Below are 15449 nucleotides of genomic sequence, written 5' to 3'. Positions count from 1 at the left end.
GCCCCACATATACTCTATCTTATCGGCGCCCCCCCCCCCCCCCCCGAGCCCCGTCGCTCTCTCGCCTGCGCCGGCGGGGGGGGCGCGCCCCCGCCTGGCCCCCCCCCACCGCCCCAAACGGCCTGGCACGCCTTCAGATCAGCCGCCGACCTGTTCGACCATGGCGTCGATGCCTTCGTTGTCCTCCAGCCCGAGCGACGCCGCCGTGTCAGTGGGAGCGAGCCGATCCCCATCGGCCAGGAACCGCACGCTCGAAACGGCCTTGCCCGTTTTCGTGTAATACGCATCCATCAGCTTCTTCATAGGGATGTCTGGGGGTGACGTTGCGACCGCCCGGTGGAGCCGATGCTGGCGCAGGCCGTGGAGTCGGTGCCGGGCCCCGGTGTGCCGGGCTGGACGTCACGGTCGAGGACGTGCCGCGGTTCAGGGTGGCCGCAGCGCCGGCCGAGCGGCGGGAGCGGTGCCCCGACCCGTCTGTGTCACCGTCAGGGTCGGTGCGGCGCCCGACCGTGCATGATCGGTTCGGTGAACTCGCTCGCCCGGCAGGAGGTAGGTGATGAGCTACCTGCGCCCCTGAACCCCACGCCTTATAGCGACCGAGGACAGGCGCGAGGGGTGAGAGAGCCCAGGGGCCTCCTGGCGACAGGAATGCGCTACTGGTCCTCGCTTGGCGTGTCGAAGGATCGCCCCCGCCCTGTCCCGTGCGGGCACACCCCGTCGATGGTCTACCTTGACGCGCTGGACACCGCCCCGTTCGAGCCGCCGGCCACGGGAGCCTCACCACACCGTGTGGTCACGGCCCTGGACCCCGGCATGCTCGCACTCGCCGCCGAACGATCTTGGGGCGCAAACCCGTTGGGCATGCCGGTCGAACCACCCGCAACTCCAGAGCAGTGCTCGGGCCCACCGGGCTCCTGGCCGTCACGCAGCTGTGCGTGCTAGGGCGTGTATCGAAAGTGCCTGGTGAGGATGACGGAGAGCCCTTTTGTGATCAAGAATGATTGGATGGTCATGCTTGAGACTCCCCGTTTGATCCTGCGTCGCTGGCGCGAGGAAGACGTTGCGCCCATGGCTGCCGTCAATGCCGACCCCGAGGTCATGCGGTGGATCCGTGACGGCGGCGTCCTTGACGAACAGCAGACTCGCGGCCGGGTCCAGGCGTGGGAGAGCGAGTGGGAGTCACAGGGCTTCGGCCTGTTCGCCGTGGAGATCCGGTCCACTGGCGAGCTGGCCGGGTTCACCGGCCTTTCGGTGCCCAACTACTTGCCGGAGGTACTGCCGGCGGTTGAGGTCGGCTGGCGGCTGGGACGTTCCCACTGGGGGCAGGGCTTGGCCACCGAGGCCGCTGCGGCCGCTGTACGGTTCGGGTTCGAAGAGCGAGAGCTGGAGCGGATCGTCAGCATCGCTCAAGTGGGCAACGACGCCTCCGAACGGATCATGACCAAACTGGGGATGCATCCGGTCCGTGAGACCGTCAATCCCGCCGGTGGTCGGCGAGTACGGGTGTTCGAGTTGTCGTCGGACCAGTACGTCACAACCACTCGTTGATAGCCGCTACGAGGACGGTCGCCTCGTAGCGGACCGCGAGTTTGTCGAAGCGGGTGGCCACAGCTCGGTGCCTTTTGAGTCGGTTGATTCCACACTCGACCGCATGCCGAGCCTTGTAGTCCTCGGCGTCGAATCTGGGCGGCCGGCCACCGAGAGCGCCCAGCTTCTTGCGGTTACGTGCCTGGTCGGCCTTGTCCGGGATGGTGCAACGGATGCCGCGTCGGCGCAGGTAGGCGCGGTTCCTGCGGGAGGCGTACGCCTTGTCAGCCCTCACGCGATTGGGACGGACACGTGGCCGGCCGGGCCCGATGTGGGGCACGCGTACCTTCTCCAGCACGCGTTCGAACTGCGGCGAGTCACCGCGCTGCCCAGCCGTGATCACGATCGACGTAGGCCTCTGGCCCTGTTCGACGGCCAGGTGCAACTTAGTTGTGAACCCGCCGCGCGAGCGTCCCAGCCCGTGATCTCCGGGCTCGGTGAAGACACCTCCGGTGGTTCCTTTTGCAGGTCACCCCGCTTGCGGGCGCCGGCCGCATGCTGGTGAGCGCGGCACACCGTGGAGTCGACGCTCAGGTCCCAATTGACCGCACCCTTCGCGTCGGCCAGGGACTGGAGCCGGGTAAGGACCCGGTGCCAGGTGTCATCCCGCTGCCAACGGCGGAAGAGGTCGTAGATCCGGCCCCACGGCCCGTACTCGACTGGCACGTCCCGCCACGGCACGCCGGTACGGACCCGGAACCTTATACCGTCGATCAGCTGCCGCCGGGGCCAGACGGGCGGCCGCCCCGCCTTCATCCCCTTCGGCAACCACGGCTCCAACACCGCCCACTGTTCATCCGTGAGATCTCCCCGACCCATGAACCGTGATCATCCACAGCTCAAGATCCACTTTCGATACACGGCCTAGGTCCGGACCGCTCGCACACCGCCGCGCTGGCTCGCGCACACACCGCCCAGGCCAAGGCGACCACCACCCCTACGACCCACGCCCGGCCCACGCCCGGCCCACGCCCGGCCCACGCCCGGCCCACGCCCGGCCCACGCCCGACCCACGCCTCACGGCGCCGGGCGACCGGCGAGCCGGCTCGATGGCGAGACGGACTGCCTCAGGTTCCGGACAACGGCTGGAAGTACGCGCACCGATCACCCCGGCCAACGATTGCGCCTCGGCCCGGTAGCGGCCGCGGTGATCTACGGCGGGTGCGCCGATCGCCCGGCCTGGGCAGCGGTGCGACGGCCGGTAACTTCTCGGCGACATGGTTGATGAACTGGCGGGTGTGCTCCGGGCTTAGGCACTGGGCCTTGAAGGGCACGAAGTCCAGGCGCCGCCCCACCACGGAAACGGTGGCCGCTCTGCCGGGTCAGCCGACGGTCGCAGCCAGGCGCTGCACGCCGGCCGGGGCTGGGCAGCCGGGAGCTGTCGGAGCGAGCGCCTGGGCTGCCTCGGCGGCATGCTCCGATGGGGGACGGGGGTAGCCGGACCATACCCCTCGCTCCCTGTCGCGTCGCTGTGTGCGGCGTGAGGCAGGCACCGCGCGCGCGGTTTTCCGGGCGGGGTCTGCAGTCGTTGGGGCGGGTGTTGGCCGTCGGCGTGGCGTGGGAGAAAGAATCGATTCGGCCAACTTGCCCTGCTCTAGCCTCATCTTGGGCGTTTGCCCTGAGTATCGGATGAGGGGCTGTCATGACCGCGAGGAGCCGGCACTGCAAGACGTGTCGACCGGCGTGGAAGACGGGGACAGGCATGGAGACCGGGTCCTGTACTGGCGGTCGCCGCAGCCGATCGCTGCCAGCCGCTCCCGGCTTGGACGGGAACGCGCCCCTGGTGCCCACCGCACGGCCTACCCCTCCGCCACTGCCCGCCGGGCCGCCTTCGACATGACCAGCCACACACGAAGGAGTCGTCGCACTATGTCCACGCCAGTTGTCAATATCTGGGACGCCCGTACCCCGGGAGCCCGCTCCACCACCGCGAAAGCACCCACGAGCGACGCGACCTGGAGGCTCGAGGGGCTCCGGGCTCAGGGGACCGCCTGGGTGTACTACAGCTCACCGGACCAGAAGCACCTCAGGCGGCCGGTGATCCTGGCCGACGGCTTCTCCATGGGCGCCAGCAGCCTCGACATGCTGTGGGACGGCCTGGAGAACGGGCAGTACCCGTTCGTGTCCAAGCTGCGCGAGCAGGGCTTCGACGTGATCCTCCTCGGATTCGACGAGCGTTCCGCGTCCATCCTCGACAACGCCGAGCTCGCGATCGCCTGCATCCGCAAGGCGATCGCCGAGCGCGAAGGCTCGGCCAAGCTGACGGTGGGCGGCTTCAGCATGGGAGGACTGGTCACCCGCTACGCCCTGGCCAAGATGGAGACCAACAAGGAGGAGCACGAGACCTCCACCTACCTCTCCTACGACACCCCGCACCGCGGCGCGTGGCTGCCCATCGCCGTCCAGGCGTTCGCACACTTCGTGAAGGACAACTGGGGCGACACCCCCAACTACGGCGAGCACCTCAGCCGCTTCTCCCACATGGTCAACAGCCCGGCCGCGCGCCAGCTGCTGCGCTGGCACATCGCCACCGTCGGCGCCGAGGCAGGCGAGGACCAGGAGCGCACCGACTTCCTGGAGGCCCTGGAGCGGGTGGGAACCTGGCCCCAGCGCCCCCGCCTGCTCGGTGTCGCCAACGGAGTGGGCACCGGAGTCGGCAACGGCATCCCCGCCGGCACGCCCGCGATGATCAGCCACGGTGAACACCTGGGCGGCACCCACCTCGACACCCAGGCGGAGGGAAGCCCCGTCGTCGCCCAGCTGTGCAAGGCGGGCGACCGCCCGATCGACGTCTCCACCCGTGCAATCCCCGACATCGACGGCGCCCCGGGCGGCCTGTTCCCCGAAGCCGCCCTGTTGCCGGGCCGCCCCGCCAACTTCGGGACCGCCGCCATGCTGGTCGAGCTCCTCGAGGGCCAGGCACCGGAGCTGGTGTACAACGCCACCACGTTCGTGCCTACCGTCAGCGCTGTGGCGACGGGCGACATCGACAACCGCGACACGCTGTACAGCAAGGTCGACCGGGACTCCAGCGAGCTCCACGACTTCGCGTGTGCCGGCGACAATCAAGGGCACACCGTCATGACCGAAGAACTGGGCCAGTGGATCGTGGACCAGCTCCGCTGAGCAACCACCAGTAGGGGCGTCTCCCATCGGGGTGCGGAGACACCAGCAGGCCCCGGGGCCAGCCCCGGGGCCTGTCTCCATTTTCGATGGCGAATTGCTGGTGTGGGATGCCGAGGCCGGGCAGCTCAGCTTCGAGGGGTTACAGCGCCCGCAGCCCGCAGTCGTACCGCCCCCGGGCTGACGGCCCGCTGGCCGGCCTGCTTCGTGGCGTTCGACGTCCTTCAGGCCGACGGCGTCGAGCCCTCACCCTGCCCTACCGGGAGCGCCGCCGACGACTGAAGGTGCTTTTCACGGCCCGGGCTCTGACGGCGGCCCCGTGGACGCTTCGCTCCGGTTCAAGCGGCTGCGCCTGGACCTCACGGCCGAGGATGTACCCCGGTTCGGCCAGGGTCCGGTCGCGGCGTCGGGCTGACCGGCGCATCCTGCTGCCGGTCTCATCGTTTGGCTGGGCATGAAGATCCTTGCTTCCTGGTCGGCCCGGTCGTCCGGTGCCCGTTCGCCGGGGGGCGGGGACTCTCGCTCCCGCCTGGTCGTCCATGTGCCGTAGAGCGCTGCGAGGGCGGCGGCGATCACATCCAGCCATTCACCTGCCGCATCAGGGCGGTGGTCCAGAGGATCGGGGTTGGTGCCGCACACGCTGGAGGCACGAGTGCAGCCACGGTCCTTGCAATTGCCCACTCCCGCTTGATCTCTTCTCCTGGTGACCACGACCTCGCCGAACCTGGAACTGCCGCCCTGGCCGCACTGCGCCGTCGGAGCAAGCCCGGAGGATCCCGTGGGCTGTCGTGGCCTCATCGTCGACCCGCACGACGCCTGCCTGACCCACCTGCCGGAAGCCTTCCGCGCGACGTACCTGGCCGGCCTGGCCCCCGACACCGAGATCAATCACTCCGGCACGACCTTCACCGGTGATCTGCTGCATCGGCTGCTCCACGCGCTCAGAGACCCGCGCAGGGGGCATCTGTCGGTCAGTCATGCTCGCTTCGAAGCCGCCACGTTCTCCGATACAGCAGACTTCGGCGGAGTGGCCTTCACGGACGTGTGGTTCGACGGAGCGATGTTCTGCGGCGATGCTGTCTTCCGCGGGGCGTCGTTCGCCGGGAACGCCGGGTTTAGGAAGGCGACGTTCGCAGGAAGCGCCGGCCGACGCTGCGTTCGTCGGGGCGGCTTTCTCCGGTGACGCCTGGTTCGGTGCGGCGGCTTTCTTCCATAACGCCCACTTCGACCGTGTTACGTTCGCCGAAGCCAGCTTCCGTGGTGCCGTGTTTTCCGGGAACGCGGGGTTCAGCAGGGCGGCGTTTTCCGGCAGGGCTCTCTTCGACGAGGCGGTGTTCTCCGGAGGGGTTAGTTTGCGCGAGGCGGTGTTCTCCGGTGAGGCCGGGTTCGGCGGAGCCCGGTTCGTCGGTGACGCCTGGTTCGGCGTGGTGACGTTCGCCGGCAGCGCCTGGTTCAGCTCGGCGACACTCGCCGGAAGCGCCCGCTTCGACGCTACGAGGTTCTCCGGCGAGGCCGCCTTCCACAGGACGGCGTTCACCGGCGGCGCCCGCTTCGCCGGGGCGGTGTTCTCCAACAGCGCCGATTTCGGCGGGGCGGTGTTCTCCGGTGACGGCCTCGGGGACCAACGGAACAGTGGTTGGCGGTAGCGCCGCTTCCGGTTCGCGCGTCTCACAAACGAACATCTGTGAGAGTTCTGCGAGACCCCCCGGAGCGATCACGTTTCCGCAGGTCGCCGTTCGCGAAAGTCCTCTCGAAACCCGCGCGTTGTGCGAGGCACTTCTGAGAGACTCCGGCTATGGATCTCACGCCCGATCAGGCCGCATTGGCGGTAGAACGTCACGACTGCCCGAACTGTGACGCGCCCGCCGGCAGCGCCTGCCGCACCCGGGGCGGGAAGACCGCCGCGAAATACCACACCCCGCGCTTCGTCCTCGTCCCCGCGCTCCGGGAGGAGCTGGAGATCCCCGTCCCCGCCGACCGGCACCCGGGCCGCGCTTGGAAACCGGGCCCCGCGCTCGCAGTGGTGCCCGCGCCCCGCACCGAGCGCCCGGTCCGGATCGGGTACGCCCGCACCTCGACCGCGCGGCAGGAGCTGGCGAGCCAGCTCGAAGCCCTCCACCGGGCGGAGTGCCACAAGGTCTTCAAGGAGCAGATCAGCACCCGCATCAAGGTGCGGCCCGAGCTGGAGAAGGCGCTCGCGCTGGCCCGCCAGTTCAAGGAAGCCGCACCCGAGACGCCGGTCATCTTCACCGTCCACGAGCTGAAGCGTCTTGCCAGGAACGCGGCCGAGCTGATGATGCTGTCCGCTGAGCTCCAGGCCGGTGGCATCCAGCTCGAACTCCTTACCGGTCCGCTCACCGGGATCTACGACCCCAACGGCATGGGCGCCATGTTCTTCGCCGTGCTCGCCGTCGCCGGGCAGATCGAGCGCAACTACATCCGGGAGAAGACCCTCGAAGGCCAGGTCACCGCAGCGGCCAAGGGCAACCACGGCGGACGGCCGAAGGTCATCGACGACGACATGCTCACCTTTGCCGTCGCGCTGAAGGACAAGGGCGTCCCCGTCCCGGAGATCGCCAGGAAGCTGGTCATCAAGACCGGGAAGAACGCGGGCAAGAACCCCTCGGTCGCCTCGCTCTACCGGGCATTCGCCGAAGCCGAGGCCGCCGCGACGGACGACGGCCTGCCGCTGCGGCCCAAGCCCGTCCGCATCCGACGGCCCGAGGACCCGCTCACCCCCGAGGAGATCGACCTCCGCGAACGCCTCCAGGCCGAGCCCCACCCGAACTCGGAGATCCGCAGCTAGAGCCCATGATCGTTCTCAGCGCCAACGGCTGTACCGATGTTCCCCAAGGCCGGACTCGCCCGTCTCCGGGTCCGTGCAGCACACCACGAAGAGCAGCTGCAGGGTGCGTACGCAGAGCTGCGCGAGCTTGGCGACCTGGCAGTCCAAGAAGCAGACGCCCCGCCCGTGCAGCGTCTGCAGTGGCGCATTCAGGACGGCGAACACGCGCTCAACCAGTCCGAGGTCGCGATGGCGCTGACTGAGCATCGGCTCGACAGCCTCCGAGAAGGCGCCTGACAGGCGGTCCCGGTCAGCCAAAGTCACCTATCCGTAGGTTATTTTGACTGCCTTCTATCTCAAACCGACCTATCCAGAACGAACGAAGGGGGAACATCATGAGCATCACCAGGACCGCACGTAGGACGCGGGCCAAGATCGCCGCGTCCATCGCGGCCCTGGCCGCGGGCTCACTCATACTCACCGCCTGCAGCGGAAGCAGCGACAGCGCCAGCGCCAGCAAGCTCGACGGTACCTACTACATCAAGGACGTCAACCGCACGTCCCACCTCGGCCAGCTGGTCGTCAAGGGCAACAGTGTCTCGCATCATGAGTACGACTGCGATGGTGTCTACGAGAAGCCGGACGTGACCAGCACCGGCGAGTTCAACAAGGATCAGTCCCAGATCATCTGGACGGTCGCCGGAGAGGACAGCCGCAACAAGCGGACCGGCAGCGAGTCAATCGCAACCAGCAACACCTCGATCAGCATCAGCGGTAGCGCGTACGTGCGTGACAACTCCGATGCTGGCAAGGCTCTGCTGGACGGCTTCAAGACCAAGTGCGGGAAGTAACGTCGACGTCCCGCTCGGCCGGCCAAGCAGCACAGAACCCCGTGGGCATCGCGTCCACGGGGTTCTGTCCTTCCTCGGCTGGTCAAGCCTCTGACGTCTACTCCTGAAGCTGCTGCGCCCGGTATTCCTCGATCGTCTCCGGCGGCCGGCCGTACTTCGGGGCATGCTGCTCGACGAAATCGAGCTCGGCCCATGCTGCTGGCCTCCGAATCCTCGACTGGGCGGCCACCACGACGAACACCACGCTGACGCCGATGTTGGACGGACACCACCCAGTCAGCAGCACCATCAGCACCACAGGCAGATCGTCCTCGATCGGCATGGTGACCAAAACGCCCAAGCCTGCATCATTGACCAGAATGCTCGACACGTACCCCTCGATCGTGCCGGCCAGACGCGCCAGGGTCCGCGGCTCGTCGCGATGCCGCACGGCGCGTACCATCTCGCCGACGAACACCACGGTGGTCACAGCTGCCACAGTGCTCAGTGCCAGCTCACGGATTCCGGTGATCCACCATCGCGCCGAGCGCCACCAGCCACGCGGGAACTCGCCGCGAAGCCTTGATCCGAGCCTCATGCTCCCCTCCTTCTCACGCGCCTCAAAGGACGACGCACCCGGTGAGGTTGATCGTTCTCACCGGGTGCGTCAGGCCTCCACGCTCGCCCTCGATCGGACGATCAGTCCTCCTCGCGCCGGCCTCGGCGGAGGCCACCGGCCGGCCGCTGCTGCGGCTCCGGGGTCTCCAAGCTCTGAGGGGTCGGATCGGCAATCCGGCGCGGACGCGGAACCGGAGCCTGCCGCGGCGAAGGAGCCGGTGCAGGAGCCGGCGGCCGCGGAGCATGAGCCCGCGGGGAAGGCGTCTGGCGCGGCGTCGACGTCGACGCCTGGATCGAACCCGGCTGACGCGCTGCCTGCGTCCGAGCCGGAGTCCGCGCACCAGGCGCAGCCGGAGTCTGACCCACAGCCGGAGCGCCGGCTCCTGGCTGCCTCGGAGCCGAGGCGCCGTCGCGGCGGGCGTTGATGACGGACAGCAGCCGGTCACGGTTCGCCTGCGCCTCGGCCTGCTCCTGCCGTGCCCGGGACCGGATGGGGGTCTGGGCCTGAGCCGGGGCAGGGGTGCCCTGAGCGGAGCGCGTCGGACGCGTGCTCGGCGCACCCGACTGCGTCGGAGCAGGAGCCGGGGCAGGCACAGCGTCGCTGCTGAAGCGCTGCGGTGCAGCCTGCTGGTTGCTGCCCTGTTGGCTCTGCGCACCCTGGGAACCCGTGCCGAACTGCGTCGGTCCCGTCTGACCGGCGACAGTCTTACGGTCGCCGCTGGTGGTCACAGAGTCGGTGCTACCCACACTGTTCTGGCCCTGAGCCCCACGGCGAGAGCTGACGGATCCGTGGACGAGGCCAGAACCTCACCGGCGATGACCTTGTTGCCGTCCGAGGTGTACCCGAGGATCGACAGGCCGCCCTGGTTGCTCAGACCCTGCGCAGTCTGCTTGTCCGAGCGCGAGCTGCCCGCTCCACCACTCGTCAGCTGCAGCGGACTACCCTTGTCGTCGGGTCCTTCGCTACCGGGCGCGCTCTGAGCACCGGCGGGACCACTGCCGACCGGCAGAGCCTTGACGTCGTCACTGCCGCCGCCGGAGCCACCACCACCAGGGCCACCATCCAGCGCCGGGCTGTCCGGGCCATCCGGTCCGTCCTGGCCGTCATCCCCGAGGGCCAGCGGCTGCTGACCAGCGGTCAGTGTCATGGCGTCACCGTTCGTGCCGCCGGCGTTCGTCGACGCCGTCTTGCCCGCGGGCTTGCCCGTGCTCGGGGACGCCGGACCGCTGGTCTTGCTGTTGAACCCGTTGGCGAGCTTGTTGCCCATGGCCATACCGCCCCAGCCCCTGCACCCGCGGCCAGAGCAGGCATCAGCCCGCCCTTGTCCGGCTTCGGCACGGTGTTCGTCTCGAGGAACTTGTCCACGAGCTTGGTGACCACCTCGTCCATCGCCTGCAACACAGCCTTGCGCACCCGTAGCAGGGCGAAGGTGATGCCCATGATCACCAGCGAGGAGATCAGGGTCAGGATCACTACGATGATCCCGCCGAGCGCAGCGCTGCCCCACAAGCCGCTCGGGCTCGTGAAGCTCGACACGGGTCCAGCCATGATGTCCGGGACCGAGATCAGGAACTCCGAGACGAACTGGTAGATGAACAGCGTGAGGAGGACCTCCAGGATCAGCGCCATGGAGTAGACGATCACTTTGGCGATCGCCTGCATCGCGCCCAGCGTCGCGAACGGCACGGCGGCCACCAAGCCGAAGATCCGCTTAACCGAGCCAGCCAGCATGCCGATGGCGTACCAGAAGCCAAGCAGGACGATGGAGCCCAGGACCGTGGCCGCGTTGCTCCAGTACATGAACTTCGCCGGCCCCGTACCCACCTGGCTGACGGCCATGTGGCTCTCGCGGGTGAACCCGCTGGTGGCGTTGTTCGACGAGTACATGGTCAGCGAACTGGGGCTGAACCCGGTGTTGAGGTAGTTGTACGCCGTCAGCGGGGACAGGTTGCACGAGGAGGGCGTCTTGCCCACCGTAAAGCCACAGCCCGCAGGAGCAGATCCAAGGCCAACTGGCGACGCCAGGGTCCTACCCCTCGTCGTCCTCGTCGAGCTCGATCGCATCCGGGTCGCGTAGCGGCCGTAAGCCGCCGCCAGCCGGGGTGGAGACGGTGAAGCTGTAGCGGCCGAGAACGTTGAGGTTCTTGTGCTTGAGCGGGGATAGCCGGGCGATGTCCTCGTCCTTGATCTCGTAGCCCTCGGCGCGGAGCTGGGCGACAGCGGCGTCGATGTACCGGGTGGTCCACAGGACCACGGCGTTCAGGACCAGGCCGAGCGAGCCGAGCTGGTCTTCCATCCCGTCCCGGTACGCCTGGTGGATGGTGCCTTCTTGCCGTGGCAGATGTCGCGGGCGAGCTTGTGGCGGGACTCCTGGACAGTGAGCTGCTTGTGCATCTGGCGGCGGTAGGTGTCGTCGACCGGGTCGACGACGGCGAGCAGGTGCAGGGTCTTGGCGATGCGCCCGTACTCGGCGAACGCCTGCCCCAGCGGGGTGGGGTGGCCTTCGCGGCCGAACATTCGCAGCAGGTCGTAGGCCCTCACCTGGTTGGTGACCAGGGAGCCGGCCACCCGCAGCATGTCGGGCCAGGCGGTGAGGACCTTTTTCACGTTGACCTTGTTGCGGGCCAGCGACTCCAGCGGCCCGTACCCGCCCGCCGTCTCGGCGCCAGGCATCTGGGCCTTCCAGAACCGCTGGTCTTCGAGGTCCTTGAAGCGCGGGGAGAAGCGGTAGCCGAGCATCTTGAAGATGCCGAAGACCATGTCGGAGTAGGAGGAATTGTCGGTGGCGACCATCTCCGGCTTCACTCCGCCGTCTAGGTTCAACAGGGCGTCCAGGATGAACAGGGAGTCGCGTGGGGTGCCGGGCACGACCATCTGCCCGATGTCGATGACCTGGTCGTTGATGGCGTTCAACCAGGTGATGCCCTTCTTCTTCGCGAAGTACTTGGGGCTGGGGGCAGCGTTGATGGTGCGGACGGGGACAACGAAGCGCAGGCCGTCGACGGAGGCGAGCAGTCCCTTGCCCCAGTACTGGACGATTGGCACCAGGGCCTGGGCCTCGATCAGCGCGGCGTTCGTCGCGGCGATGGCCGACCCGCTGGACACAGCGCCGCACCCTCGCTGAGGAACACCACTGGCGCGCCGGCACCGGTTCAACCGGCTGGACACCTGCGTCTTCAGGGATGTTTCGCCAACAGCCTGCTTCTCTCGCCCCCGTGTACCGCCAGCTGCGTAAGTCCTTCGAGGACGCCAAGAACGAGCCGGACGCGGCAGACTTCTACTACGGTGAGATGGAGATGCGCCGCCACGACGGCGACCGCCCCCGCCCCGAGCACGCGCTGCTCACGCTCTACTGGGCCGTATCCGGCTACGGTCTACGCGCATCCAGGGCCCTTGCATGGCTCCTGGGAGCCATGACCGTTACCGTCCTGATCATGATGCTGTGGGGCATCCCCCCGGATGACCCACAGGCCGTGACAACCGGACACCTGACCGGACAGCACATCTCACTGACCACGGAAAACCCCACCCCCGTGAACCCTTCCGGCCCGCTACGCTCCCGACTGACCTCCCAGCGCTGGGAGAAGTCCCTGCGGATCGTCGTGAACTCGGTCGTCTTCCGCTCCTCCGGCCAGAACCTCACCACAACGGGCACCTACACCGAGATGGCATCCCGCCTGACCGAACCCGCGCTGCTGGCCCTTGCGGTGCTTGCCGTGCGCGGACGAGTCAAGCGGTAGGAAGCGTCGGCGGAGGGGCATTCAAAGGCGAAAGAAGGGATGGCTGTCACCGGTGATGCGGATCTCGAATTTTGGCTCTGACCGGAGTTCCGTGAAGCCGGGATCAACGGAGTGGGCCACGACTGGCCGTCAGGTGTCATGGCCAGCCAGCCAGCCAGCCAGCCAGCCAGCCAGTACGTAGTCGCAGTACTCGTCGCCTGCTACGGACTGGTCTACCCAGCGTTCGCGTGCTGCTCCAGTTTGGGCCTCGGCAGCGTCCAAGGCGGCGAGGGGATCGTTCGTGGTTGCCAAGAGGAGGCCGAAGTCCTCTTCCTCGTCCTGAAGCAGCGGTGGCAGCGAATCCATGTCGCCAGTCAGGGGTTCGCAGTCGAGTGCACGTGCAGATAGACCTCGCAGTAGGTCCCTTGGACCGGGTGTATCGCGACCCAGTGGATCCCCAGTCTCTCGGCCGACAGTTGAATACGCGAGCCCACCAGCACCGGGGATCCAGAACGGCGCCGGCCCCCTGCCCCGCGCTGTGGCGGGACGGGGGGCCGGTGTCACGCGAGAGCCGTGGCTCAGCCTGCCTGGACGAACGTACGGCCGGTACGGGACCCGTCGGAGCAGGAACGCTTCTCCGCAGCGGTCATCTTGCGGCTCTTGACCACCACCGCATTGGTCTTGCCGTCGGTGCCGTTCTTGGCCGGACCCGTGATGGTGTCCTGGAAGAACCAGAAGTAGTGCCCCCACTTGGGGCTGTCGTAGTGGGTCTGCCAGGTGCCGGAGACCCTCTGCATCACCTGGGCGCGCGAGATCCAACCCACCTCGCCGGGCTTGACCGTCATGTTGAGCGAGCTGCTCTCCGAATGGGTGCTCGACCAACTGTGGCTGTAACTCGCCGTTATGCTCAGGTCAACGATGCCCGCGATCTTGCCGCCCGCAGTGACGGAGACGCCCAACGAGTCGGTGGAACCCACCGTGTCGTCCCAGGTCATCGTCTGGGTGGAGTCGGACGAACTGCAGTTGTACAGCGAATCCGACACCTGTCGGAGCTCACCAAGGTACGCCTCTTCGAGCTTGGGCGAGTTGAACGTGCACTTGCCTTCGCCCGAACCGCAGTCCGCCATGAGCTGCTGTCGTGTCGGCTGGTCGGCGGCGGACGCCGGAAGGGCCGTCGCCGCAGCGACGGCGCAGGCCGCCACCGTCATGGTCAGCGCGCGGGCTACGCAGCGCCTGACGCGGGTTGTTGTCATCGTGGTACCTCTCACCGTGCCGGGGGGTCGGTGAACGGCCGTACGACGGAGGCGATTTCGAGCGCCACCAGCAGCACGAACGATCACCGCCTGTTGCTACTGAGATTTTCTCGGCCGGTCCGAGGGGTACGGCGCGAATGAGTCAACCCGCGGCACGAGTTCAGTGCTGTTCGACGCGGCTTGGAGCCGGGCGGAGCACCGCGACCTCCGGGCCGAAGGACCCTACGAGCCGCCCACCGGGCGCAGCCCCGAGCGCGCCCACCGGAAGCGGGAACAGGTACGTGTCCTCAACGGTGCGTCCGGTGACCAGGTCCACGAAATGCAAGCTCTGGCCTTGGGCGGTTGCCACCACCGGCCGACCGTTCCTGACGGTGATGGCCATGGTCCCGTTCGGGTCCATGTCACAGGTCGCGCCACCGATCTGCATCATGGTGGCGTGAGGAGGCGGCGTCGATGAGGGCGGCGATGAACATGCGTGGCCCGGGCGGCACGGTGGAGCGACAGTTCGTGCCGGAACCGTCCACAACCTTCTCCCGGGTCTGCTCACGCAGCAGGGCCGCCGCGGTGGGCGCTGCTGCTCGGGCCTGACCCGCGCCACAGACCGGCGTCGTACGCAGCGGCCGAGTGCCGCCGTCGGCGGATGACGACAGCCTTCCACGCGATCAGCGGGCCGCCACCGTCGGTCGCGAAGAGCGGCCCCAGCCAAGGGCGTCTCACCAGTCGCCGAGGCGGCGGCTGAATTGGCCGTCTACGGGCAGGGGCCCGCCTGCCCCGCGCCGCCGGCCGCCCGGCTCTTCGGTGGCCTGGATAATGGGCCGCCCTAGCTGTCCCGGCGGGGTCGAGCCATCGACTCGGCATAAGGGGGTCTGCTGTAGAGCCTTGCAGCGGTCGCAGGGGGGCTTCCTCCGGCCCCGTACCGACAACACGGCTGGTGTGTTGACTGCACCGACGACGATCAGTTCCACTCTGCCCTGCCCGGCCGGAGTCCGGCGGCAGATCAGTCGGTGGGGCCTTCGAGGAAGTGACGGAGGTCGGGGGCAAAGGATGCCATCTGCTCAACTTGATCACAGCCCGCCGACGGGTCCCGCGGCGCCACCGCGTACACACCCATTGGGGACGGCACCACTGGTCCGATCCGCTGACGCCTCCGCGAGGCGTCCCACCACCTGTGATCCCGATCCCCACGATGGCCGAGGTAGCCCGGAACGGGACCCACCGGCATCGTGCGATCCGGTTTCGAGAAAGAGCGGCCTTACATGAGCCCCGAGCACAAGACCAGTACACCCCTTGGACCCCTGCCCAGACGCAGCAGCTGGCTGACTGGCGGCACCCTCGCCTCGCTTGCCCTGGTACTCACGGGAATCGCCGGCCCCGCCGTCGCCACCGCCCAAACCATCCAGGCCACCGAAGCAGTCCGCACAGCGAGCCCCACAGGAGGAGGCGACGAATGCCGGCCGGATCACAACCGGCCCGATGACTACTGGCCCCGGACAGTGGCCGGCGAGGACGACGACCACGAGTGCCAGCCGGGCG

The 15449-nt window shown here is 68.0% G+C and carries 14 protein-coding genes and 3 pseudogenes; 7 read left to right on the top strand and 10 right to left on the bottom strand.

Annotated elements, in window-relative coordinates; genetic code table 11:
• Positions 1 to 138: 138 nt before the first annotated feature.
• Positions 139 to 303 carry a hypothetical protein gene (locus AB0D48_RS23485; RefSeq protein ID WP_362400123.1) on the bottom strand — a complete coding sequence of 55 codons (165 nt, stop codon included), beginning with the start codon at positions 301 to 303 and terminating at the stop codon, positions 139 to 141.
• A 708-nt stretch (positions 304 to 1011) separates the two neighbouring features.
• Between AB0D48_RS23485 and AB0D48_RS23480 the strand changes: the two genes are divergently transcribed.
• Positions 1012 to 1548, top strand: a complete 537-nt coding sequence (locus AB0D48_RS23480; RefSeq protein ID WP_362400150.1) for a GNAT family N-acetyltransferase — start codon at positions 1012 to 1014, stop codon at positions 1546 to 1548.
• Here AB0D48_RS23480 and AB0D48_RS23475 read toward each other — a convergent pair.
• Positions 1532 to 2406, bottom strand: a pseudogene (locus AB0D48_RS23475) (IS5 family transposase). The gene AB0D48_RS23480 and the pseudogene AB0D48_RS23475 overlap by 17 nt on opposite strands.
• Positions 2407 to 3456: 1050 nt before the next feature.
• On the opposite strand from AB0D48_RS23475, the gene AB0D48_RS23470 reads away from it, so the two are divergent.
• The 4 genes from AB0D48_RS23470 (at position 3457) to AB0D48_RS23455 (ending at position 7516) form a co-directional block, all read left to right on the top strand.
• Entirely contained in the window at positions 3457 to 4713 is a 1257-nt protein-coding gene (locus AB0D48_RS23470; RefSeq protein ID WP_362400120.1) for a hypothetical protein, read from the top strand.
• Between the two features lie 700 nt (positions 4714 to 5413).
• Positions 5414 to 5893, top strand: a complete 480-nt coding sequence (locus AB0D48_RS23465; RefSeq protein ID WP_362400117.1) for a pentapeptide repeat-containing protein — start codon at positions 5414 to 5416, stop codon at positions 5891 to 5893.
• An 82-nt stretch (positions 5894 to 5975) separates the two neighbouring features.
• Positions 5976 to 6356, top strand: coding sequence for a pentapeptide repeat-containing protein (locus AB0D48_RS23460; RefSeq protein ID WP_362400114.1), 381 nt, complete (start codon positions 5976 to 5978; stop codon positions 6354 to 6356).
• A 149-nt stretch (positions 6357 to 6505) separates the two neighbouring features.
• Positions 6506 to 7516: a recombinase family protein gene (locus tag AB0D48_RS23455; RefSeq protein ID WP_362400111.1), complete on the top strand. Its 1011-nt coding sequence runs from the start codon at positions 6506 to 6508 to the stop codon at positions 7514 to 7516.
• A gap of 15 nt (positions 7517 to 7531) precedes the next feature.
• Here AB0D48_RS23455 and AB0D48_RS23450 read toward each other — a convergent pair whose 3' ends face one another.
• The gene (locus AB0D48_RS23450; protein WP_362400108.1) at positions 7532 to 7819 is read right to left on the bottom strand and encodes a hypothetical protein; all 288 of its coding nucleotides are present in this window, start codon (positions 7817 to 7819) and stop codon (positions 7532 to 7534) included.
• A 71-nt stretch (positions 7820 to 7890) separates the two neighbouring features.
• On the opposite strand from AB0D48_RS23450, the gene AB0D48_RS23445 reads away from it, so the two are divergent.
• Entirely contained in the window at positions 7891 to 8346 is a 456-nt protein-coding gene (locus AB0D48_RS23445; protein ID WP_362400105.1) for a hypothetical protein, read from the top strand.
• 97 nt (positions 8347 to 8443) lie between these two features.
• Here AB0D48_RS23445 and AB0D48_RS23440 read toward each other — a convergent pair whose 3' ends face one another.
• The 4 genes and pseudogenes from AB0D48_RS23440 to AB0D48_RS23425 form a co-directional block, all read right to left on the bottom strand.
• Entirely contained in the window at positions 8444 to 8923 is a 480-nt protein-coding gene (locus AB0D48_RS23440) for a hypothetical protein (protein WP_362400102.1), read from the bottom strand.
• 745 nt (positions 8924 to 9668) lie between these two features.
• Positions 9669 to 10091 carry a hypothetical protein gene (locus tag AB0D48_RS23435; RefSeq protein ID WP_362400099.1) on the bottom strand — a complete coding sequence of 141 codons (423 nt, stop codon included), beginning with the start codon at positions 10089 to 10091 and terminating at the stop codon, positions 9669 to 9671.
• Positions 10088 to 10918, bottom strand: a complete 831-nt coding sequence (locus AB0D48_RS23430) for a hypothetical protein (RefSeq protein ID WP_362400096.1) — start codon at positions 10916 to 10918, stop codon at positions 10088 to 10090. Before AB0D48_RS23430 ends, AB0D48_RS23435 begins: the two co-directional genes overlap by 4 nt.
• 55 nt (positions 10919 to 10973) lie before the next feature.
• Positions 10974 to 12028: pseudogene (locus AB0D48_RS23425) on the bottom strand (transposase); the annotation flags it as partial.
• 5 nt (positions 12029 to 12033) lie between these two features.
• Between AB0D48_RS23425 and AB0D48_RS23420 the strand changes: the two are divergent.
• A pseudogene (locus AB0D48_RS23420) lies at positions 12034 to 12684 on the top strand (pentapeptide repeat-containing protein); the annotation flags it as partial.
• Positions 12685 to 12813: 129 nt separating this feature from the next.
• On the opposite strand, the gene AB0D48_RS23415 reads toward AB0D48_RS23420, so the two are convergent.
• The 3 genes from AB0D48_RS23415 to AB0D48_RS23405 all read right to left on the bottom strand — a co-directional run bounded on the left by AB0D48_RS23415 (position 12814) and on the right by AB0D48_RS23405 (position 14298).
• Positions 12814 to 13029: a hypothetical protein gene (locus AB0D48_RS23415; RefSeq protein ID WP_362400093.1), complete on the bottom strand. Its 216-nt coding sequence runs from the start codon at positions 13027 to 13029 to the stop codon at positions 12814 to 12816.
• A 212-nt stretch (positions 13030 to 13241) separates the two neighbouring features.
• Positions 13242 to 13916: a hypothetical protein gene (locus AB0D48_RS23410; protein ID WP_362400090.1), complete on the bottom strand. Its 675-nt coding sequence runs from the start codon at positions 13914 to 13916 to the stop codon at positions 13242 to 13244.
• 160 nt (positions 13917 to 14076) lie between these two features.
• Positions 14077 to 14298: a hypothetical protein gene (locus tag AB0D48_RS23405; RefSeq protein WP_362400087.1), complete on the bottom strand. Its 222-nt coding sequence runs from the start codon at positions 14296 to 14298 to the stop codon at positions 14077 to 14079.
• Positions 14299 to 15449 lie beyond the last annotated feature (1151 nt).

Origin of the sequence: Streptomyces sp. NPDC048269 (genome assembly GCF_040652395.1) — a bacterium.
In the GTDB taxonomy this organism is placed as follows: domain Bacteria; phylum Actinomycetota; class Actinomycetes; order Streptomycetales; family Streptomycetaceae; genus Streptomyces.
Note: the sequence above shows the minus strand (reverse complement) of the source record. Positions and strands in the feature narration are given on the sequence as shown.

Coding starts and splice junctions, on each gene's coding strand:
- AB0D48_RS23485 (WP_362400123.1), bottom strand. CDS start 303: ATGAAGAAGCTGATGGATGCGTATTACACGAAAACGGGCAAGGCCGTT.
- AB0D48_RS23480 (WP_362400150.1), top strand. CDS start 1,012: ATGCTTGAGACTCCCCGTTTGATCCTGCGTCGCTGGCGCGAGGAAGAC.
- AB0D48_RS23470 (WP_362400120.1), top strand. CDS start 3,457: ATGTCCACGCCAGTTGTCAATATCTGGGACGCCCGTACCCCGGGAGCC.
- AB0D48_RS23455 (WP_362400111.1), top strand. CDS start 6,506: ATGGATCTCACGCCCGATCAGGCCGCATTGGCGGTAGAACGTCACGAC.
- AB0D48_RS23445 (WP_362400105.1), top strand. CDS start 7,891: ATGAGCATCACCAGGACCGCACGTAGGACGCGGGCCAAGATCGCCGCG.
- AB0D48_RS23440 (WP_362400102.1), bottom strand. CDS start 8,923: ATGAGGCTCGGATCAAGGCTTCGCGGCGAGTTCCCGCGTGGCTGGTGG.
- AB0D48_RS23435 (WP_362400099.1), bottom strand. CDS start 10,091: ATGACACTGACCGCTGGTCAGCAGCCGCTGGCCCTCGGGGATGACGGC.
- AB0D48_RS23415 (WP_362400093.1), bottom strand. CDS start 13,029: ATGGATTCGCTGCCACCGCTGCTTCAGGACGAGGAAGAGGACTTCGGC.
- AB0D48_RS23410 (WP_362400090.1), bottom strand. CDS start 13,916: ATGACAACAACCCGCGTCAGGCGCTGCGTAGCCCGCGCGCTGACCATG.
- AB0D48_RS23405 (WP_362400087.1), bottom strand. CDS start 14,298: ATGGCCATCACCGTCAGGAACGGTCGGCCGGTGGTGGCAACCGCCCAA.